This is a genomic window from Microlunatus aurantiacus (genome assembly GCF_039536605.1).
GTDB lineage: Bacteria > Actinomycetota > Actinomycetes > Propionibacteriales > Propionibacteriaceae > Microlunatus > Microlunatus aurantiacus.
The window spans coordinates 68,876-87,698 of record NZ_BAAAYX010000014.1 but is presented as its reverse complement, the minus strand read 5'-3'; the positions used below and the strand labels follow the sequence as shown (position 1 = coordinate 87,698).

18 protein-coding genes are annotated in these 18,823 nt (G+C 72.4%); 7 read left to right on the top strand and 11 right to left on the bottom strand.

Translation table 11 applies throughout. The annotated features are described in order from the left end of the window. Window positions 1-32: 32 nt before the first annotated feature. A complete protein-coding gene (locus ABD714_RS17225) occupies window positions 33-1,595 on the bottom strand; it encodes a pyridoxal phosphate-dependent decarboxylase family protein (RefSeq protein WP_344813674.1) in 1,563 nt (520 codons plus the stop codon). Window positions 1,596-1,796: 201 nt separating this feature from the next. On the opposite strand from ABD714_RS17225, the gene ABD714_RS17220 reads away from it, so the two are divergent. The 3 genes from ABD714_RS17220 to ABD714_RS17210 all read left to right on the top strand — a co-directional run bounded on the left by ABD714_RS17220 (window position 1,797) and on the right by ABD714_RS17210 (window position 4,081). Beyond that, window positions 1,797-2,690, top strand: a complete 894-nt coding sequence (locus ABD714_RS17220; RefSeq protein ID WP_344813673.1) for a DedA family protein — start codon at window positions 1,797-1,799, stop codon at window positions 2,688-2,690. A 78-nt stretch (window positions 2,691-2,768) separates the two neighbouring features. Continuing rightward, a complete protein-coding gene (locus ABD714_RS17215; protein ID WP_344813672.1) occupies window positions 2,769-3,557 on the top strand; it encodes an endonuclease/exonuclease/phosphatase family protein in 789 nt (262 codons plus the stop codon). A gap of 38 nt (window positions 3,558-3,595) precedes the next feature. Continuing rightward, window positions 3,596-4,081, top strand: coding sequence for a GNAT family N-acetyltransferase (locus ABD714_RS17210; protein ID WP_344813671.1), 486 nt, complete (start codon window positions 3,596-3,598; stop codon window positions 4,079-4,081). Here the strand turns inward: ABD714_RS17210 and ABD714_RS17205 are convergent. Then, a complete protein-coding gene (locus tag ABD714_RS17205; protein WP_344813670.1) occupies window positions 4,066-4,998 on the bottom strand; it encodes a helix-turn-helix transcriptional regulator in 933 nt (310 codons plus the stop codon). The two genes, ABD714_RS17210 and ABD714_RS17205, sit on opposite strands and share 16 nt — an antisense overlap. Before the next feature lie 95 nt (window positions 4,999-5,093). On the opposite strand from ABD714_RS17205, the gene ABD714_RS17200 reads away from it, so the two are divergent. Further along, window positions 5,094-6,017, top strand: coding sequence for a phytanoyl-CoA dioxygenase family protein (locus ABD714_RS17200; protein ID WP_344813669.1), 924 nt, complete (start codon window positions 5,094-5,096; stop codon window positions 6,015-6,017). Between the two features lie 445 nt (window positions 6,018-6,462). Here the strand turns inward: ABD714_RS17200 and ABD714_RS17195 are convergent, their stop codons facing one another. Continuing rightward, window positions 6,463-7,539, bottom strand: coding sequence for a LacI family DNA-binding transcriptional regulator (locus ABD714_RS17195; protein ID WP_344813668.1), 1,077 nt, complete (start codon window positions 7,537-7,539; stop codon window positions 6,463-6,465). A 126-nt stretch (window positions 7,540-7,665) separates the two neighbouring features. Between ABD714_RS17195 and ABD714_RS17190 the strand changes: the two genes are divergently transcribed. The 3 genes from ABD714_RS17190 to ABD714_RS17180 all read left to right on the top strand — a co-directional run bounded on the left by ABD714_RS17190 (window position 7,666) and on the right by ABD714_RS17180 (window position 9,870). After that, window positions 7,666-8,400, top strand: a complete 735-nt coding sequence (locus tag ABD714_RS17190) for an SDR family oxidoreductase (RefSeq protein ID WP_344813667.1) — start codon at window positions 7,666-7,668, stop codon at window positions 8,398-8,400. Between the two features lie 54 nt (window positions 8,401-8,454). Continuing rightward, window positions 8,455-9,177 carry a carbon-nitrogen hydrolase family protein gene (locus ABD714_RS17185; RefSeq protein WP_344813666.1) on the top strand — a complete coding sequence of 241 codons (723 nt, stop codon included), beginning with the start codon at window positions 8,455-8,457 and terminating at the stop codon, window positions 9,175-9,177. A 129-nt stretch (window positions 9,178-9,306) separates the two neighbouring features. Beyond that, on the top strand, window positions 9,307-9,870 hold the full coding sequence (locus ABD714_RS17180; protein ID WP_344813665.1) for a type 1 glutamine amidotransferase domain-containing protein: 564 nt from the start codon (window positions 9,307-9,309) through the stop codon (window positions 9,868-9,870). Between the two features lie 123 nt (window positions 9,871-9,993). Here the strand turns inward: ABD714_RS17180 and ABD714_RS17175 are convergent, their stop codons facing one another. The 8 genes from ABD714_RS17175 to rpmF form a co-directional block, all read right to left on the bottom strand. Then, window positions 9,994-10,260 (bottom strand): hypothetical protein, encoded by a 267-nt coding sequence (locus tag ABD714_RS17175; RefSeq protein WP_344813664.1) that lies wholly within the window; start codon window positions 10,258-10,260, stop codon window positions 9,994-9,996. 277 nt (window positions 10,261-10,537) lie between these two features. Continuing rightward, a complete protein-coding gene (ftsY, locus tag ABD714_RS17170; protein ID WP_344813663.1) occupies window positions 10,538-11,731 on the bottom strand; it encodes a signal recognition particle-docking protein FtsY in 1,194 nt (397 codons plus the stop codon). A gap of 237 nt (window positions 11,732-11,968) precedes the next feature. Next, window positions 11,969-12,157: a hypothetical protein gene (locus tag ABD714_RS17165; protein ID WP_344813662.1), complete on the bottom strand. Its 189-nt coding sequence runs from the start codon at window positions 12,155-12,157 to the stop codon at window positions 11,969-11,971. Between the two features lie 239 nt (window positions 12,158-12,396). Continuing rightward, a complete protein-coding gene (gene smc / locus ABD714_RS17160) occupies window positions 12,397-15,978 on the bottom strand; it encodes a chromosome segregation protein SMC (RefSeq protein WP_344813828.1) in 3,582 nt (1,193 codons plus the stop codon). Between the two features lie 314 nt (window positions 15,979-16,292). Then, entirely contained in the window at window positions 16,293-16,868 is a 576-nt protein-coding gene (locus tag ABD714_RS17155; protein WP_344813661.1) for a GtrA family protein, read from the bottom strand. Window positions 16,869-16,930: 62 nt separating this feature from the next. Further along, window positions 16,931-17,791 carry a bifunctional DNA-formamidopyrimidine glycosylase/DNA-(apurinic or apyrimidinic site) lyase gene (gene mutM / locus ABD714_RS17150; protein ID WP_344813660.1) on the bottom strand — a complete coding sequence of 287 codons (861 nt, stop codon included), beginning with the start codon at window positions 17,789-17,791 and terminating at the stop codon, window positions 16,931-16,933. Window positions 17,792-17,814: 23 nt separating this feature from the next. Then, the gene (gene rnc / locus ABD714_RS17145) at window positions 17,815-18,552 is read right to left on the bottom strand and encodes a ribonuclease III (RefSeq protein ID WP_425562414.1); all 738 of its coding nucleotides are present in this window, start codon (window positions 18,550-18,552) and stop codon (window positions 17,815-17,817) included. Window positions 18,553-18,622: 70 nt separating this feature from the next. Continuing rightward, complete coding sequence (gene rpmF / locus ABD714_RS17140; protein WP_344813659.1) at window positions 18,623-18,814, bottom strand: 50S ribosomal protein L32; 192 nt, start codon at window positions 18,812-18,814, stop codon at window positions 18,623-18,625. Window positions 18,815-18,823 lie beyond the last annotated feature (9 nt).

Sequence of the window (18,823 nt, the reverse complement as noted above, 5' to 3'; positions counted from 1 at the left end):
ATCGTCGTCACGGGGGAGCTGCTCGGGTCAGCCTACTCAACACCGGCGTACGACCCGGGCGACTGCGGGTCCCCGGCGTCCGCAGCACCCGGACGAGAGTCCGGGCCGCTCCGGTCGGGCAACCCGGTCGGGCGGCTCGACGGGGTCCGGGCCGTGCCGGAACGCACGTCGTCGAGGATCCGGACCAGGGCGGCGACCGAGGCGTCGACGTCGGCGTCGTTCGTGCGGTGGTTCGACACCGAGATCCGCAGCACCGTCTGACCGTGCCAGGTCGACGGCGTCATCCACGCCGTCCCGTCGGCCAGCAACCGCCGGGCCACCTCCCGGGTCACCTCCGCCGAGCCGAGGCGGACGCAGACCTGGGTGAAGACCACGTCGTTGACGACCTCGACGCCGTCGACGTCGCTCAGCTGCTCGGCGAACCGCCGCGCCCGGGCCGCCAGCCCCTCCACCATGGCGGCGACCCCGTCGCGGCCCAGGGACCTCAGCGCCGCCCACACGGTGAACCCCCGGGCCCGACGGGAGAACTCGGGCACCGCGTCCATCGGGTCGGGCCGGGCGTCCTTGATCAGGTACGCCGCCTCGATCCCCATGGCGGCGTGCAGGGCCGCCGCGTCGGCGACGATCGCGATCCCGTTGTCGTACGGGACGTTCAGCGTCTTGTGCGCGTCGGTGGCCCAGGAGTCGGCGCGTTCGGCACCGGCCAGCAGCGGGCGCAGCGCCGGGGACGCAGCGGCCCACAGCCCGAACGCCCCGTCCACGTGGACCCAGGCACCGGAGCGGTGGGCCAGGTCGATGCAGTCGCCGAAGGGGTCGTACGCGCCGCTGTGCACGTTGCCGGCCTGAAGGCAGACGATGGTGGCCGCGCCGGCTGGTCCGTCGTCCAGGGCGGCCGCGAGGGCGGCCGGGAGCATCCGGCCCTGCTCGTCCACGTCGACCTGGACGGCGCGCCCGGCTCCGAGTCCCAGCAGACGCAGCGAGAGGTCGATGGTGTCGTGCCGCTCGCGGCCGACCAGCACCCGGACGGGCGGGCAGCCCAGCAGCCCGTCGACCGCCACGTCCCAGCCGACCCGACGCAGCACCGCGTCCCGGGCCGCGGCCAGGCAGGTGAAGTTGGCCATCATGCCGCCGGTGACGTAACCGACCGCCGAAGAAGCGGGGAGTCCGAGCAGATCCAGCAGCCAGCCACCGGCCACCCGCTCGGCACCGGCGGCTGCCGGAGAGGAGACCAGCAGACCGGCGTTCTGGTCCCACAGCGACGTGAGCCAGTCCGCACCGAGCGCGGCCGGCAGCACCCCGCCGATCACCCAGCCGAAGAAGCGGGGTGACGGCATCGCCACCACACCGGGCTCGGCGCCACGGACCAGCGCGTCGATGACGGCGAGCGGGTCGGTGCCGTCGGCGGGCAGCGGGCCACCGAGAGCGGCGGCCACCTCGTCCACGTCCGCCCGAGCACTCACCGGGCGGGTCGCGAGACCGTCCAGGAAGACCCGCGACTCCGCCAGCACCCGCTCCAGCACGGCCCGCTGCCGGTCGGCTGCCGGATACCCGTCCGGCCGATCCCCGTCCTGTTGATCCCCGTCCCGTCGGTCCACACCCTTCACCTTCATCCGGCCCTCGGTGCCTCCACCGGGGGCGGCCACCCCCCGCGGAGTCGTGTGGGGCCGAGTCTGGTCGCTCCGGGGTCGGCGAGCCAGAGGTTTCGGCTCGTCGACGGCTACCGTGTGAGGCTGATCGGTGGGCCGGACGGCGCCGCAGCGACTCAGGAGTGGGTGTTCGATGGCACGGGTGGACGCGTGAGTGACGAGCGGGATCGAGAGCTCGCCGATCCGGCGGTGACCTCCCGCCCCGACGTACGCACCCCCGACGCGGGGACCACCGACGGGCCGGGCCGACCGGGCCCACCCGGGACGGGGGTCCCCCAGGACGCCCCCACACCCTCCCAGGACACCCCGGAACCGTTGGCCGTGAGCGCCGACAGCGAGTCGGCTGAGAGCCGGGCCGTCGATGACGAGACCGAGAAGGAGTGGTGGGACGACCCGCGGATGCCCTGGAAGGGCAAGCCGGGCCGGGCCGACCTCGTCTGCTGGATCGGCATCGCCGTGGTCGGGGTCTACGGGCTGATCATGCTGCCGCTGCGGGCGTACCTGGTGGTGGCCAACCCGGTGCTGCAGGCGGGCCTGACGGGGTCGCGGTCAGCGCTGGTGGTCCTCGGGGTGACCGACAACCCGCTGTGGGGCCTGGGGCTGGCGCTCGGCATCGTCAGCATCGTCAAGTTCGACTGGATCTACTTCCTGGCGGGTCGCCTGTGGGGGCGGGGACTGATCGAGCTGATGGGTGGCCGCTCGAAGCGCGCCGCCCGCAACGCCGACCGGGCGGAGCGGCTGGCTCGCCGCTGGGGCGTGCCGGCGGTGCTGATCACCTACCTCCCGATCCCCATCCCGGCGGCGGTCATCTACGCCACCGTGGCGATGGCGGGGATGAGCTGGAAGAAGTTCTGGATCGTCAACATCATCGGCGCCGTGATCATCCAGTGCACCTGGGTGGCGCTGGGCTTCTGGCTCGGTGAGCCGGCCCGGGTCGTGGTGGAGGCGTACGCGAACATCAGCATGTACGTGGCCTTCGCGCTGCTGGCCGCCGTGTTCATCGGGGTCTTCCTCAACCGCAACAAGACGCCGCTGCCCCGCTGAGCCCCGAACGGCGAGAGCCCGCACGGCGAGAGCCCGAACGGCGGCCCGCTCCCCGCGTGGCCACGCTACGGTCGTCGGGTGCGGCTGGTGACCTTCAACCTGTGGGGCGGGAGGTCGCTGACGCCTCGGGCCCGGACCCTCGCCCCCCGGCGCCGCCGACCGGTCGACCTGGACCTGCTGCGGCAGGCGGTCATCGAGCTGGATCCCGACGTGCTGGCGCTGCAGGAGGTCGACCGCGAGCAGTCCCGCTCCCACCACGCCGACCTGGCCGAGGTCGCCGCCGAGGCGATGGGGGCCACCGACCACCGCTTCGTCCCCACTCTGGCCGGCACCCCCGGGGCGATGTGGGCGGTGTCCTCGCCCGCCCACCGGGCCTCCGGCGAGTACGGCATCGCCCTGCTGTCCCGCCTCCCGGTGCGCCGCTGGCAGGACATCTCGCTGCCGGGACTGCGGCCCAGCTTCTCGGTGCTGCTCCCCGTGCTCCGTCAGCAGCTGACGGTCGGCGAGGAGCCCCGGGCCGCGGTGGTGGCCCACCTGGACACGCCGGCGGGGCCGCTGGCCGTGGTCAACACCCACCTGACCTGGATCCCCGGCTCCGGCGTACGACAGCTGCAGGAGATCACCTCGGTGCTGGCCGAGGAGCCCGATCCGGTGCTGCTCACCGGCGACTTCAACATGTGGGGGTCCCTGCCTCGGCGGATCACCGGCTACCGGTCGCTGGCCGAGCACCTCACCTACCCGGCCGCCAGGCCGACCCGGCAGCTCGACCACGTCCTGCTCCGCGGGGACGGCCCGGAGGTGGTGGCCTCGCGGGCCGTCCGACTGGCCGTCTCCGACCACCTGGCCCTGGTCGTGGACCTGGCCTGAGCGGTCGGGGTCACGTCGCCACCACTAGGCTCCCCCGCGTGCTCGAGCTGCGTCCGGTGCCCTACGACCACCCCGACGCCCAAGAGCTGACCGAGCGGGCCCAGGCCTACTACGTCGAGCTCTACGGCGGCCGCGACGAGGACCCGATGGCCCCGTCCGAGTTCGCCGCCCCGCAGGGCGGGTTCGTGGTCGGCTACGTCGACGGGGCACCCCTGGCCATGGGCGGCTGGACGGTCACCGCTGACGGCTCCGGGGCGCGGGTGGCCAAGATCCGCCGGATGTTCGTCGCTCCCGCCGCGCGTCGGAAGGGTCTGGCCGCCGCCGTGCTGGCGAGGCTGGAGTCCGAGGCGGCCCGCGCCGGCGTCACGTCGATGATCCTCGCCACCGGCCGCCCCCAGCGGGCCGCACTCGCCTTCTACCGACGCCACGGCTACGCCGACATCCCCGCGTTCGGGTACTACGCCGGCACCGACCAGGTCGTCTGCCTGGGCAAGACGCTGCCGTCGCCTCAGCCGACCAGCTGACCGTCACGGCGCATCCGGGCCGGCTGCGCCGGTGCCTGCAGCAGGCCCTGGGCCAGCGACACGAGAGCGGGCGAGCGCAGGATCTCGTACGGGTCGGACGTCGTCCCTCGTCGCCGGAAGGCTCCCGGGGCGGATCCGTAGGCGCCGGAGAAGCGCCGCGAGAAGTGGTAGGCGTTGGCGAACCCGGCTCGTGCGGCGATGTCGGCCAACGTGCTGTTGCTGCGCTGCAGCCAGGTCGCCGCCCGGACCAGCCGGACCAGCTCGAGGGCGCGCGCCGGACCCACGCCGTAGCCGTCCCGGAAGAGCCGGAACAGGTGTCCGGGCGAGATGCTCGCCCGGTCGGACAGCTCCTCCACCGAGATGATCCTCATCCCCTCCGCGATCCAGATCGTGCGCGCGGCGTCGATCGCGGCCACCAGGGGACCCGGCAACCCTTCCCACGGCGAGCTGCCGAAGGGTCCGGTGACGAACAGGTCCAGCAGCAGCGTCAGCAGCTCGTCGGTGCGCCGGGCCGCCGGCTCGCCGGGGAGCTTGGCCAGCTCCAGAAGGTAGGTGGTCAGCCCGCCGAGCAGCGGGGCGGCGGCCATGTCGCGGACCTTGGGCCAGCTGCTGCGTGGCCCGAGCCGCTCCGTGTCGGCGATGGTGAAGTGCGCGTACCCGTGGGTGGAGACCAGGTGCGAGTCCCACTGGAGGTGGTCCACCGTGCCGAGCCGGGACAGCGCCAGCATGCCCGGCCGCAGCGTGATCTGCTCCCCCGGCCGCCCGCGACCCTCCTGCACGGTCCAGATGGCCGAACCGCGGAGCAACCAGATGAACTCGTCGTCGAACAGCTCACGCGGACCGAAGGTCGATCCGGCCGGGTAGTCCGCGGCCCGAACCGACTGCCGCTTGAGGATGGTGAGGGACGACGATGTCACGATCGGATATTAACCGGGTGGTCCGCGACATTCCCTCGGGCGCCGGGGTCCTGACACGCTGGTGGCATCCGCAGGTCGCACCAGAGAGGTCCCCCATGACTGCCGTCTCCACCCGCCCCAGCCCCGAGCTGACCTTCTTCGACGCGGCGGGTCCCGAGCTCGCCGCCCACTTCGCCGAGAACGGTTTCGCCCTGCTTCGTGACGCCCTGTCCCCGGGCGAGGTCGCCGAGATCAACGACGAGGCCCTGAGGATCTGCCGCGGTGACTACGGCGACATCACCTATGGATACTCCGAGGGCCAGGACCCGGGGACCGGCCCGGCCGCTGCGCTCTCCGATGAGGAGATGCTGCGGCAGTACCTGTGCATCCACTACCCGCACAAGCTGTCGGCCGCTGCCGAGCGCGCGCTGCACACGCCGAGGATCGTCGACGCCCTGGTCTCGGTGATCGGTCCGAACGTCAAGGCCATGCAGTCGATGCTGTTCATCAAGAGCGAGGGCAAGCCGGGGCAGGCCTGGCACCAGGACGAGTTCTTCATCCCGACCCGGGACCGCTCGCTCACCGCCGTCTGGATCGCCCTGGACGACGCGACCATCGAGAACGGCTGCCTGTGGGTGCTCCCGGGGTCCCACCGGCGAGGGGTCCTGTATCCCGCCCGCGAGCAGGATGACCCGCGCTTCGACTGCACCACCGAGTCCTACGACTTCCCGTACGCCGACTCCGACGCCGTACCGGTGGAGATCCCCGCGGGCACGGCGCTGATCTTCAACGGCTACCTGCTGCACCGGTCGCTGGAGAACTCGGGTCGGCACGGCTACCGCCGCGCACTGGCCAACCACTACATGAGCGCGGAGTCGCTGCTGCCGTGGTCGCCGCCCGGGGCCGACGAGCACATGGGCATCGCCGACTTCCGCGACATCGTCCTGGTCGCCGGCGAGGACCCGTACGCCTACAAGGGCACCGTCGACGTGCGCAGGGCGTACTCGCGGCCGGACAAGGACGGGGGCTGCGACCGCTGAGTCGCACCTCCACCACCGGTCGAGAGCCGGCGTCCCTCTCCGGCGGCGTGAACGGGCACCCACGCACGAACGCGCACTCGACAGCACCACCCGGTCCGATGGTCACATGACCTCGGTCACGCGGGCTTCGGTAGACCTGACAACGATGTCAGACTAGGAGACGTACGGCTCGACCCACCCAAGCTCGGAGGAGGTGAACTCGTGATGATGGCCCAGGTGACCACGGACAACAGATTCCGTCGTGCCCTGCGCTGGATCGACCGTTGGACGCGTAGCACGTTCAACGCCGACCCGATGCTGAAGCACTGATCCCACCAGGAACATGATCAACGAGGATCCCATCGCGCCCGCGCCGGCCCCTTCCGGCGCGGGCGCCGCCACGCCCGGGACCGGACCGCTGAGCCGGCCCGGCCACGGCCTGCAGACTCCCCCGACGCCTCGAGCCTCAGGACGACTCGCGCACGACCAGGCGGGTCGGCAGCACGGTGACCTGGTCCACCCGCTCGCCGGCCAGCAGGGCCAGCAGGTGCGCCGCCATCACCGCGCCCATCTCCCGAGCCGGCTGGTGCACCGTGGTGATGGTCGGTCGCGCGGCGCGGCTGAACTGGTCGTCGTCGAAGCCCACCACCGCCACGTCGCCGGGGACCGATCGTCCCGCCCGGGCGAGGGCCGAGATCGCCCCGAAGGCCATCTGGTCGTTCGCGGCGAAGACCGCGTCGAACTCGGGTCCGTCGAGCAGCCGCTCCATCGCCACGGTGCCCGACTCGGGGGTGAAGTCCCCCACCTCGACCAGGTCGGAGTCGAACCCGGCGTCGGTGAGGACGTCCTGCCAGCCGGCCAGCCGGTCGCGGCCGGCCGCCAGGTCCTGGGCGCCGGCGATGGTGGCGATCCGGGACCGGCCCCGCTCGACCAGGTGCCGGACCCCCGTGGCCGCCGCCGCCCGGTTGTCGACGTCGACGAAGTGGCCGTGCTCGCCGAAGTCGACGGCGGGGCGGCCGGCGAAGACGATCGGCACCGACAGACCGAGCCGGGTCAGCGGCAGGTCGCCCTCGTGCTGGGAGACCACCAGCACCCCGTCGACGTTGCCGCCGGTCAGGTAGCGGCGGCTCTTGTCCTCCTGGTCCGATCCCAGCACCAGGTTGAGGGTGTAGTCGGTGCCGCGCAGGTGGGCGGCCGCGCCCTGCACGACGGTGGCGAAGAAGGGGTCGGCGAAGAGCCGCTCGGTCGACTCGGGGATGACCACGGCGATCACGGCGGTCCGCCGTCGGGCGAGGGAACGGGCAGCCTGGTTGGGCACGTAGCCCAGCTCCTCGATCGCTGCGTTGACCGACGCCACGACGTGGGGGGCGACCCGGTCGAGGTGGTTGACGACCCGCGATGCCGTCGCCCGGGACACGCCGGCGCGGGCCGCGACGGTCTCGAGGGTGGGCGGCCGGGTCGGCCCCGACGGGTCGTCCAGGACGTCGACGCCCTTGCGTGGTCGACTCCGCTCCCGCTGCTGCTCCGACGGCTTCTTCGCCACGACACTCCCACCCTCGTCCCTGGCAGTCAGAGCGCTCTCACCCCGAGGGGGTAGGAGCGCTCTCACCACGCCTGGGCTGATCGTAGCGAGCCGAGGGGCCGGGCGGCACTCCGGTAGCGTTCGGACGTGTCGTCTTCCCGTGTCGTGCTGGTCACCGGTTCCTCCCGCGGCCTCGGTGCGGTCATCGCCCGACGGCTGGCGGCCGATGGTTGGTCCGTCGCCGTCAACTACCGCTCCGGCGTCGACGACGCCGAACGGGTGGTCGACGACATCCGTCGTGCGGGCGGCTCGGCGGCGGCGTACGCGGCCGACGTGACCGACGAGGACGCGGTGGCCGGTCTCGTGGCGGCGGCGACGGCCGACCTGGGTCCGGTCCTCGGGGTGGTCGCCAACGCCACCGGACCCCAACCGGTCACCGAGCTGGAGAGCCTGAGCTGGCAGGACCACCTGGACCAGCTGACCTTCTTCGTCAAGAGCCCCACCCTGCTCGCCCGGGCCACCCTGCCCACCATGAAGGAGCACCGCTTCGGCCGGGTGGTGCTGATCGGTTCCGACATGGTGGACCGGGCGAAGCCGGGCTGGTCGGCGTACTCGGCGGCCAAGGCGGCCGAGGCCGAGCTGGTCAAGATCTGGGCGCGCGAGCTCGGCCCGTACGGCATCACCGTCAACCTGGTCGCACCGGGCTGGGTCCCGGTCGAGCGGCACGCCGGCGCGGACACGTCGGCGTACGTCACCGAGGTCCCGCTCGGCCGGATCGGGCGACCCGAGGACGTCGCCGGAGCGGTCGCGTACGTGGTCTCTGACGACGCCGGCTTCGTCACCGCCCAGCGGATCACGGTCAACGGCGGTCACACGATCTGATCCGACCCGGCGGACGCGGTGCGGCCGCGGGCCGTCCGCGGTGATGATGGACGGGTGCTCGCACCCCTGCAGATCGCCGTCGCCCAGCCTCCGTGCGTGACCGGCGCGCTGGTCGCCAACGCCGAGGCGCACGCGCTGACCGTCTTGGCCGCCCGGGCCCGGCTGGTGGTGTTCCCCGAGCTGTCGCTGACCGGCTACGACCTGGAGGCGCCGACGGTGGCCCTGGACGACCCGGCCCTGGCGCCCCTGGTCGAGGCGTGCAGCACCGTGAACACGGTCGCGTTGGTGGGGGCACCCACGCGTGCTGATCCGACCACGGCCGGGAGCGGTCCCGACCGGTCCATCGCCGTCGTGCTGGTCGACGCCGGCGGCGCGCGGGTGGTCTACCGCAAGCAGCACCTCGGAGTCCAGGAGGCGAAGCACTTCGCACCGGGCCCACGACCGGTCGTGCTGGACCTCGACGGCTGGCGGGTGGGTCTGGGCATCTGCCGCGACACCGGGGTCGGGGACCACGTGAGCGAGCTGGCCGGCACCGGCATCGACCTCTACGTGGCCGGACTCGTCGACTCCCCCGAGGACCTGGACATCCAGCGCGAGCGGGCGGCGACGATCGCCACCACCTGCGGCGCGTACGTGGGCTTCGCCAGCTTCGCCGGGCCGACGTCGGGTGGCTACGGTGCCACGGCCGGCCGCTCGGCGATCTTCGGCCGGAGCGGGTCCGTGCTCACCGAGACGTCCGCGCTCCCCGGTGGGATCGCCCGGGCCCGGCTGGTCTGAGGGCCGGCCCGGCGACCGACCGGACGACCGCCGTGCTGGCCTTCGCGGGAGTGAGCGGTGCGAGCGGCGAACCCAGGGCCGTCAGGCGGACCCAGGCCTCGTTTACAACGTAAGCGCTAGGTTGAGAGCATGACGGAGACGAAGAAGGTCGCGTTCCTCGTGGCGAGCGAGGGCATCGAGAAGGCCGAGCTGGTCGACCCCTGGAAGGCGGTCACCGACGCCGGTCACCGGGCCGTGCTGCTGAGCCCGGAGAGCGGGACGGTCCAGCTGTTCGAGCACCTTGACAAGGCCGACACCCAGGAGGTGGACGCCGAGGTCGGCTCCGCCTCGGTGGATGACTACGACGCGCTGGTGCTGCCGGGTGGCGTGGCCAACCCCGATGCCCTGCGGATGGACGCCGGCGCGGTGGCGTACGTCAAGGCGTTCGTCGAGTCGGGTAAGCCGGTGGCGGCGATCTGCCACGCGCCCTGGACCCTGATCGAGGCCGACGTGGTGCGGGGCAAGCGGATGACGTCCTGGCCGAGTCTGCAGACCGACCTGCGCAACGCCGGAGCCGAGTGGGTCGACGAGCAGCTGGTGACCGACCAGAACCTGATCACCAGCCGCAACCCCGACGACCTCCCGGCCTTCATCGGCGCCCTGCTCGAGGCCGTCAACCACGGCGTGTCGAGTGCGGCGTCGGTCGACGCCTGACGGCCGTCCCCAACGCCTGACGGGCGGCCGCTCGCTTGCCGGGCGGCCGCTTCCGGGGTGCACAGCGCGTCGGAACCTCTCGGCCCTGCGGGAACTGAGGCGCTCAGGGCAGCCGGCGGTGGCTCACTCGGCCGATGTGGTGTCGGCCACCGGCGCCGCGAGCGCGGTCCCGGTGCGGGGCGTCGCCTTGCCCTGGGCCACGGCCTGAGTGGCGACGGTGGGATCCCCCGGCGTGCCGGGGACGGTGGGCACCAGCAGAGCCAGCGCTGCGACGGCGGCCACGGCAGCGCCGAGACCGGCGGCGAGGACCCACTCGTACGCGGTGGTGCGGGACTGATCGGACGGGGCGGGGCGGGACGGTGACACCGTCTGCACCTGTGGGGTGACCACGGTGAATCCTTCGGGTGAAGCGATCGCGGCCTCGACCCCCATCGGTCGGCGTCCGCGATCACGGACCTGCTCTGAACTAAACCGAATGTAGTTCGGTTCGGTGGCGGACCGAAGGGGGATGGACCGTGATGTCCCTCTCAGCGGCGTCAGCACCCGGTGCGCCCGCACGGTGCCGATGGTCCGGCTGGTCTACCGCCGATGTCGGCGGGCCGATCGGGCGACTTGGGCGCGGCCCCGAGGTCTGTCTCCGCGCGGGCGGCGCCGGCACGCAGGTCGATCAGGCGGTTTCCAGCAGAGCGTCCACGAAGACGGTGGCGTCGAACGGCGCGAGGTCGTCGACCCCCTCACCGAGTCCGACCAGCTTCACCGGCACCCCCAGCTCCCGCTGGACCTGGACCACGATGCCGCCCTTGGCCGACCCGTCCAGCTTGGTGAGCACGATGCCGGTGACGTCCACCACCTCGCGGAAGATCCGAGCCTGGGTCAGACCGTTCTGGCCCGTGGTCGCGTCCAGCACCAGGAGCACCTCGCCGACGGGTGCCTGACGCTCGATCACCCGCTTCACCTTGCCGAGCTCGTCCATCAGACCGGTCTTGGTGTGCAGCCGACCGGCGGTGTCGATCAGGACCACGTCGACCTCGCCCTCGATGCCGGCCTTCACCGCCTCGAAGGCGACGCTGGCCGGATCCGATCCTTCGGCGCCACGGACGGTGGGCACGCCGACCCGGTCACCCCAGGTCTGCAGCTGCTCGGCGGCGGCGGCCCGGAACGTGTCGGCGGCACCCAGCAGCACGTCCTTGTCCTCGGCGACCAGCACCCGGGCGAGCTTGCCCACCGTGGTGGTCTTGCCGGTGCCGTTCACCCCGACCACCATGATCACCGCCGGGGTGTCGGTCCGGTCGGCCCGGATGGTCCGGTCCATGCTCGGATCCAGGAGGGCGAGCAGCTCCGAGCGCAGGATCTCCCGGGCCCGGCCCGCGTCCGCGACGCCCTCGACCCGGAAGCGCGTACGCAGGGTGTCGACCAGCTCCGTGGTGGGGCCGACCCCCAGGTCGGCGGTGATCAGCGTGTCCTCGAAGTCCTCCCAGGTCTGCTCGTCGATCTGGTCACGCGAGAGCAGCAGCAGCAGACCGCGGCCGAGCGCGTTGTTCGACCCGGCCAGGCGACGACGCAGCCGGGCCAGCCGGGTGTCGGTGGCCTCCGGCCGGTCGAGCTCGGGGACGACCACGTCGGGGGCTGTCCCGGTGTCGTCGACGGTGCCGGTCGAGGCCGGACCGGACGGCCGGTCGAGGACGTCGACGTCGCCACGGTCGTCGCCGGCTCGGCCACCCGCCGCCTCCCCCGCCTGGAGCTGACGGCGTTCCTCGGCCCGCCGCACAGCCGAACGGCGGTTGACGGCGACGAAGCCGACGATGACGAGGGCGGCCAGGAAGAGGCCGCCGACGACGTACCAGAGTGTCAAGGGATCCACCGGCTCATCCTAGGGGCGGCCGCACACGTGGTTCTCTCCGCGAACGCTGCCGCGACTGTGACGTGACACGCTCCAGAACCCGGCCCGAGCCCGGTCACCCCAGACCTGAGGGCTCCTCGGGCCGCCCGGAACATTCCGTCAGTCGACGGCATCTCGGGCAGCCAGCCGGCACCGCGGCACCACACACCGTCGACTGACGGAATGTTCAAGCCCCGGGTCGACCCCGGGACCGGGAGATCAGCGCGAGTGGGTGAGGGAGCGCGGCGGCTGGCCCTCGCCGTTCAGGTGACGGGCGACCCGGGACATCTGGTCGGTCAGCTTCGGGACGTGCTGGCTGCCGCGACCCTGCATGCCGAACACGACGAGCCCGGCGATGCCGGCGGCGATGGTCAGCACGATGATCATGGCAACGAGGATGGCGGTCATAACGCACCCTTTCGGACAGGAGGCCACATGACAGTGCGGCCTGGGGAAGGTCACTGTCGACGCGTTCGGGAGGAACCCGTACTCGCATCTTCAACCGGTCTGCCCGTGTCGGAGCCCGGATCGACGCGCGTGTCGGCTCTCGGTTAGGTCACGATCCCCGCCGTGGGCCGCAGCTCCCCGCCCCGACTGCCGCCCACGCCCTCACCCCAACCGGTCGTCGGTCGTCGGCCGTCGGTGGGTCAGGCCACCGACGTGGTCTCCCGCAGCCGCTGCGAGATGACGGTGGAGACGCCGTCGCCCCGCATGGTGACGCCGTAGAGGGCGTCGGCGATCTCCATCGTGCGCTTCTGGTGCGTGATCACCAGCAGCTGGCTGTTCTCCCGGAGCTCCTCGTAGATCTCCAGCAGCCGGCCCAGGTTGGTGTCGTCCAGGGCCGCCTCCACCTCGTCCAGGATGTAGAAGGGGCTGGGCCGGGCGATGAACAGCGCGACCAGAAAGGCCACCGCCACCAGGGAGCGTTCCCCACCGGACAGCAGCGACAGCCGCTTCACCTTCTTGCCCGGCGGCCGGGCCTCCACGTCCACCCCGGTGGTGAGCCAGCTGCCCGGCTCGGTCAGCACCAACCTGCCCTCGCCGCCGGGGAAGAGCCGCGAGAACACCCGGCCGAAGGCCGCCTCCACATCTGCGTACGCCTCGGCGAACACCTGCTCGACCCGGCTGTCGACCTCGGTGATGATGTCCATCAGGTCGGCGCGCGTCTTCCGCAGGTCGTCGAGCTGCTCGGAGAGGAACTTGTGCCTCTCCGCCATCGCGTCGAACTCCTCCAGGGCCAGTGGGTTCACGCGACCGAGGACCCCGAGAGCCCGCTCGGCGGCCCGGAGCCGCTTCTGCTGCTGCTCGCGCACGTACGGGATCGGGTCCGGCACCTCGTCGTCGGGCCCCAGTGCGCTGCCGTCCGGCCGGGACAGCACCGGCACGGGCTGGTCGGGGCCGTAGTCGGCGACCAGACCCTCGGGCTCGAGTCCGAGCTCGGTCATCGCCTTGTCGGTCAGCGTCTCCAGCCGCATCCGCTGCTCGGCCCGCGCCAGCTCGTCGCGGTGCACGGTGTCGACCAGGGACTCGAAGTCGTGGGTGAGTGTCCGCAGCCGTCCCCGGATCTCGGCCAGCGCCGCCTCGGCGTCGGTCCTGGCCGCATCCGCCGCCGCCCGCTCGATCCCGGCGAGCTCGATCGACTGCTCGATCCGTCGGGCCAGGTAGCCGGCACCCGCGTGCACCGCTGCCGCCACCTTCGCTTCGCGCAGCATCCGCTCGCGACGGGCCTGCGCCTTGGCCCGCGCGGCCCGCTCGTGGGCGGCGGCCCGCCGCAGGGCGTCCGACCGGCCGGCCAGCGCCCGGACCCGCTCCTCCATCGTCCGCAGGGCGAGCCGGGCGTCCATCTCGGCGCTCCGCGCGGTGCGCGCCGCCTCGGCCAACCGGTCCCGCTCGGCCGGGTCGGGCTCCTCGGTCTCCGGCGCCTCCTGGGCGAGCTCGAGGCGACGCTCGAGGTCGGCGAGTCCGCCGAGATCCCGGTCGCGCGCCTCCTCCGCCCGCACCATCCCCTGTCGCAGGCGGTCGGCCTCCGCGTGAGCCGAGCGCGAGGCCGAGCTGAGCTGACCGAGTTCCTCGGCCAACGCGGCCATCGCGGCGTCCGACTCGTGCAGGCGGGCCAGGGTGGACTCGACCGCGGCCCGCGTCTGCCGCAGCCGCTCCTCCAGCTCGGTCTGGGCGAACCGGAGACGCTCGCAGCGGTGCTGCGCTTCCGCCAGCCGCTGCTCGGCGTCGTCGACGGCGGCCTGCACCTCGATCAAACTCGGCTGGGCGCTCGATCCACCGGCCACGTAGTGGGCGCTCACCAGGTCGCCGTCACCGGTCACGGCCGTCAGGTCCGGCAGCCCGTCGACCAGGCGACGCGCCGCCGGAAGATCCTCCACCAGGACGATCTTGCGCAGCAGCCGCCGGGTGGCGCCGGCGATGTCGGCCGGGGTCCGGACCACGTCGACGGCGTAGACGGCCCCGTCGGGGAGCTCCGGCCAGTCCGCCCGGTCGTCGGGGGCGTCGGTCCCGGCACCCGCCAGCACCAGACCCGCCCGGCCGAGGTCCTCGGTCTTCAACAGGGCGACGGCTCCCAGCGCTGCGTCGACGTCGGCCACGGCCACGGCGTCGGCCGCGGCCCCCAGGGCGGCGGCGACAGCGGTCTCGTGTCCGCCCCCCACGCTGACCAGCGCGGCCACCGAGCCGAGCAGACCCTCGACGCGGTCGGTGGCCGCCAGCAGCGCGCCGGTGGCGTCCTTGCGCTGCAGGCCGACCTGCAGCGCCTCCAGCCGGGCGGCCTGAGCCGCACGGTCCTGGTTGGCGTCCCGCTCGTCGGCCTGCAGGACGGCGAGCTCGGCCTCGACGAGCTCCTTGGCCTCCAGCGCCTCCTCGTGGGCGGAGTCCAGCCCGAGCTCACCGTCGTCCAGACCGGCGACCTGCGTCTCCAGCGAGGTGAAGGCCCGGCCGGCCTGCTCGGCCCGCTGGACCGCCTCGGTGTGCGAGGTCGCGAGCCGCCCGATCTCGGCCTCGGCCGCCTCGGCGCGGCTGCGCAACGAGTTGACCTGCCCCGTCAACCGGGCCAGGCCCTCGCGCCGGTCGGCCGCCGCCCGGACCAGCGCGGCCAACCGAGCTTCCTCGCGCTGGTGGGCTACCTCGACCTCGGAACGGTGGGTGGTCGCGTCGGTCAGCGTCTGCCCGCGCAGCGCCACCTCACGTGCCTGCTCCGCCTCCTGGGCGGCCACGGCGTCGGCCTCCCGCTCCAGATCGTCGGGATCGCGCCCGACCCGGGTCTCGCCCGGGTCGTTGTCGGCGTTGCGCATCCGCTCCCGGGCGATCGAGGCGGTGGAGGCGACCCGCTCCTTGAGCGCGGCCAACGAGTACCAGGTGTCCTGCGCGGTGTTGAGTCTCGGTACGCAGGCGCGGACGGCCTGCTCGGCCTCCACCTCGACCGCTCGCGCCGACTCCAGGGCAGCTTCCAGGTCGAGTCGCCGCTGCTTCAGGGCGCGTTCGTCGGCGAGGTCGGAGGCCATCGAGAGCTGCACCTGCACCAGGTCGTCGGCGATCAGGCGGGCCTTGGCGTCGCGCACGTCGGCCTGCACGACGGCGGCCTTGCGGGCCACCTCGGCCTGGCGGCCCAGCGGCTTGAGCTGGCGCCGGATCTCGGTGATCAGATCCTGCAGCCGGGTCAGGTTTCCCTCGCACGCCTCCAGCTTGCGGAGCGCCTTCTCCTTGCGCTTGCGGTGCTTGAGGACGCCGGCGGCCTCCTCGATGAAGCCACGACGGCCCTCCGGCGTGGCCTGCAGGATCGAGTCCAGCTGACCCTGACCGACGATGACGTGCATCTCGCGCCCGATGCCGGAGTCGCTGAGCAGGTCCTGGACGTCGAGCAGGCGGGCAGCGTGGCCGTTGATCGCGTACTCGGAGCCGCCGTTGCGGAACATGGTCCGCGAGATCGTGACCTCGGTGTAGTCGATCGGCAGGGCGCCGTCGGTGTTGTCGATCGTCAGCAGCACCTCGGCCCGGCCCAGCGGGGCCCGCCCGGAGGTGCCGGCGAAGATGACGTCCTCCATCTTCCCGCCGCGCAGCGACTTGGCGCCCTGTTCCCCCATCACCCAGCTGAGGGCGTCGACCACGTTGGACTTGCCGGACCCGTTGGGGCCGACGACGCAGGTGATGCCCGGCTCGAAGTTGAGCGTGGTGGCCGAGGCGAAGGACTTGAACCCGCGCAACGTGAGGCTCTTGAGATACACCACGGACCTTTCGTCCGGTTCGTTCCCGCTCGTACGGGCGGGAACACTGTCGCCGGGGAAGGCGCTGCCCACCCTAGCCGTGGCCGCCGGCGATCCCCGGCACCTTGCGCCCGCCGGATGCGGCGTGTCCGGAATAGCGCGGCCCTCACGCCGGTTGGACCACTCGACCGGCCCGGATCATGTCCCCGGGCCCCACAGAAAAATGCCTTCGCGGACTACCGTTCGGCTGGAGCCGCGTAGCGCCACTCGCCGCGAGGCGACTGCCGGGCCGGTCCTCACTCCCCAGCTGGCTCCGACGCGTCAGAGGCGGGTGGTCACTGCTCGGTGGAGACCGGCTCCTGGACCGCCACCGACGACTCCTTGTTGAGCCCGCGCACCGAGGAGAACGTCCAGACCTTGTTGAGCAGGAACGACAGCGGCGTCACCACCGCGGTCGCGATCAGCTGGGCCCAGTACAGCCGCGTGCGGAACCCCGTCGAGTCATCGAAGACGCTCGTCGACAGGGCGAGCGGCGACCCGGGGTGCAGCAGCAGGGTGGCGATGCCCAGGTTGGCCGCCAGGGCGACCGTGCCCACCGCGAGGAACGGCAGGTACTCCCGCCACCAGCCCGAGTGCTGGGAGCTCTTGAAGGTCCACCAGCGGTTGATCTGGAAGTTCCACAGGTTGGCCACCATGAAGGCGATGGTGAGGTAGACGTGGTACCAGCGCACGTTGAACGAGGTCAGCGGCAGGTCCCAGGCCACGCTGTGGGCATCGGGACCGACCTTGTTGCACAGGATCAGCACGGCCATGTTCACCAGCACGCCGGAGCCGCCGACCAGCCCGAACTGGAGCAGCAGCTTCCAGTTGTGGCGGTGCCGGACGGTCACGTAGTGGTGGAGGCGCTTCACGATCAGATCAGCGTAGTCCTCGGACCTGTCAACGCGGGACCCGCAGAGGCGTGACCTGCGCGTCAACCGCGGAGATGGGCGGCGCTCGGGGTCCGCTGGCAGCGCGGGCACCGGAAGGACGAGCGGTTCATGAAGGCCTCGCGCCGGATGGGTGTGCCGCACCTCGGACAGGGGCCGCCCTCCCGCCCGTACACCGCGAGCGACCGGTCGAAGTAGCCGCTGGTCCCGTTGACGTTGACGTACAGGCTGTCGAACGAGGTCCCGCCGGCCTGCAGCGCCTCCGCCATCACCCCGGCCGCGGCGGTCAGCAGCTGCACCGCGGCAGGTCGCGGCAGGGTGTCGGTGGCCCGGGCGTAGTGCAGCCGCGCCCGCCACAGCGCCTCGTCGGCGTAGATGTTGCCCACCCCGCCGACCAGCTGCTGGTCGAGCAGGGCCCGCTTGACCCCGGTGCGCTTGCGTCGCAGCCGCCGGACCACGTCGTCGAGGTCGTACGCCGGATCGAACGGGTCCCGGGCGATGTGGGCGATCTCACCGGGCAGCTCGGCGCCGCCGTCGGACAGGGAGAGACCGCCGAACATCCGCTGGTCGACGAAGCGGAGCTGCAGGCCCGGATCGGTGAAGTCGATCAGCACCCGGGTGTTCGGCACGAGCGGCGCGGCGGCCGCGGCGAACCGGAACTGACCGCTCATGCCCAGGTGCGCGAGCAGCGCGTCCCCGTCCGCGAACGGCAGCCACAGGTACTTGCCGCGCCGGCGCGGTTCGACGAAAGTCCGCCCCACCAGCTGGCTGGCGAAGTCGTCCGGGCCCGGAAGGTGCCGACGGACCGGGCGCGGGTGGAGCACGGCGACCCGGGCGATGGTGCGATCGGTCAGGCCGTCGGCGAGACCACGGCGGACGGATTCGACCTCGGGCAGCTCGGGCACAGGTGGGCGGGTGCGGGATCCGGTCAGGCGTCGACGACGTCGGACACGGGCAGCGTGGACGTCTGGGGGCCGATGGCGGCGAAAGCGAGCGCGGCCGCCTTCTGCTCGGCTTCCTTCTTGTTCCGCCCGGTCCCGGGACCGTACGTGTGCTCGCCGAGCACCACCGTCGCGACGAAGGTCTTGGCGTGGTCGGGACCGGACTCGGTCACCTCGTAGGCCGGCACCCCGTGACCGCCGAGCGAGGCGATCTCCTGCAGGCTCGTCTTCCAGTCCAGACCAGCACCCCGGGTGGCGGCGTCGGCCATCAGCCGGTCGAACAGGTCGTGCACGAACAGACGCGCACCGTCGACGCCGTGCTGGAGGAAGACCGCGCCGATCACCGCCTCCATGGTGTCGGCCAGGATGGACGACTTGTCCCGGCCACCGGTGCTCTCCTCGCCGCGACCCAGGTGGACGAGGTCCCCCAGCTGCAGGCTCCGGGCGACGTCGGCGAGGGCGCGCGAGTTGACCACCGCGGCCCGCAGCTTGGCGAGCTGCCCCTCGGACAGATCCGGGTACGTCAGGAACAGGTGCTCGGTGACGACCAGCCCCAGGATCGAGTCACCCAGGAACTCCAGCCGCTCGTTGGTGGGGAGCCCACCCCGCTCGTACGCGTACGAGCGGTGGGTCAGGGCCCGGTCGAACAGCTTCACACCGACGGTGAGACCCAACCGGGTCAGCACCTCGCGTACGGGCTCGGGCGGGACCGTGCCGCCGACCACGACGGCATCCTCCGACGCCGGGGGCGGACCCGAGGCGTCGGAGGTGTCGGAGTCGGTCAGTGCCACCCCGTCAGGACTCGAGCACCTGGCGGCGGCTCGAGCGAGGGCCGTACTGGCCACAGGACGGACAGGCGGTGTGCTGCAGGTGCTTCTGGCGGCAGGCAGGGTTGGTGCAGGTGACCAGCGAGGGCACCGAAGCCTTCCACTGCGAACGGCGGTGCCGCGTGTTGCTGCGTGACAAGCGCCTCTTCGGGACGGCCACGATGTTCTC

What these genes read in the sequence shown, in the direction of transcription:
- ABD714_RS17200 (WP_344813669.1), top strand. Translation starts at nt 5,094, where the DNA reads ATGACTGCCGTCTCCACCCGCCCCAGCCCCGAGCTGACCTTCTTCGAC.
- ABD714_RS17180 (WP_344813665.1), top strand. Translation starts at nt 9,307, where the DNA reads ATGACGGAGACGAAGAAGGTCGCGTTCCTCGTGGCGAGCGAGGGCATC.
- ABD714_RS17165 (WP_344813662.1), bottom strand. Translation starts at nt 12,157, where the DNA reads ATGACCGCCATCCTCGTTGCCATGATCATCGTGCTGACCATCGCCGCC.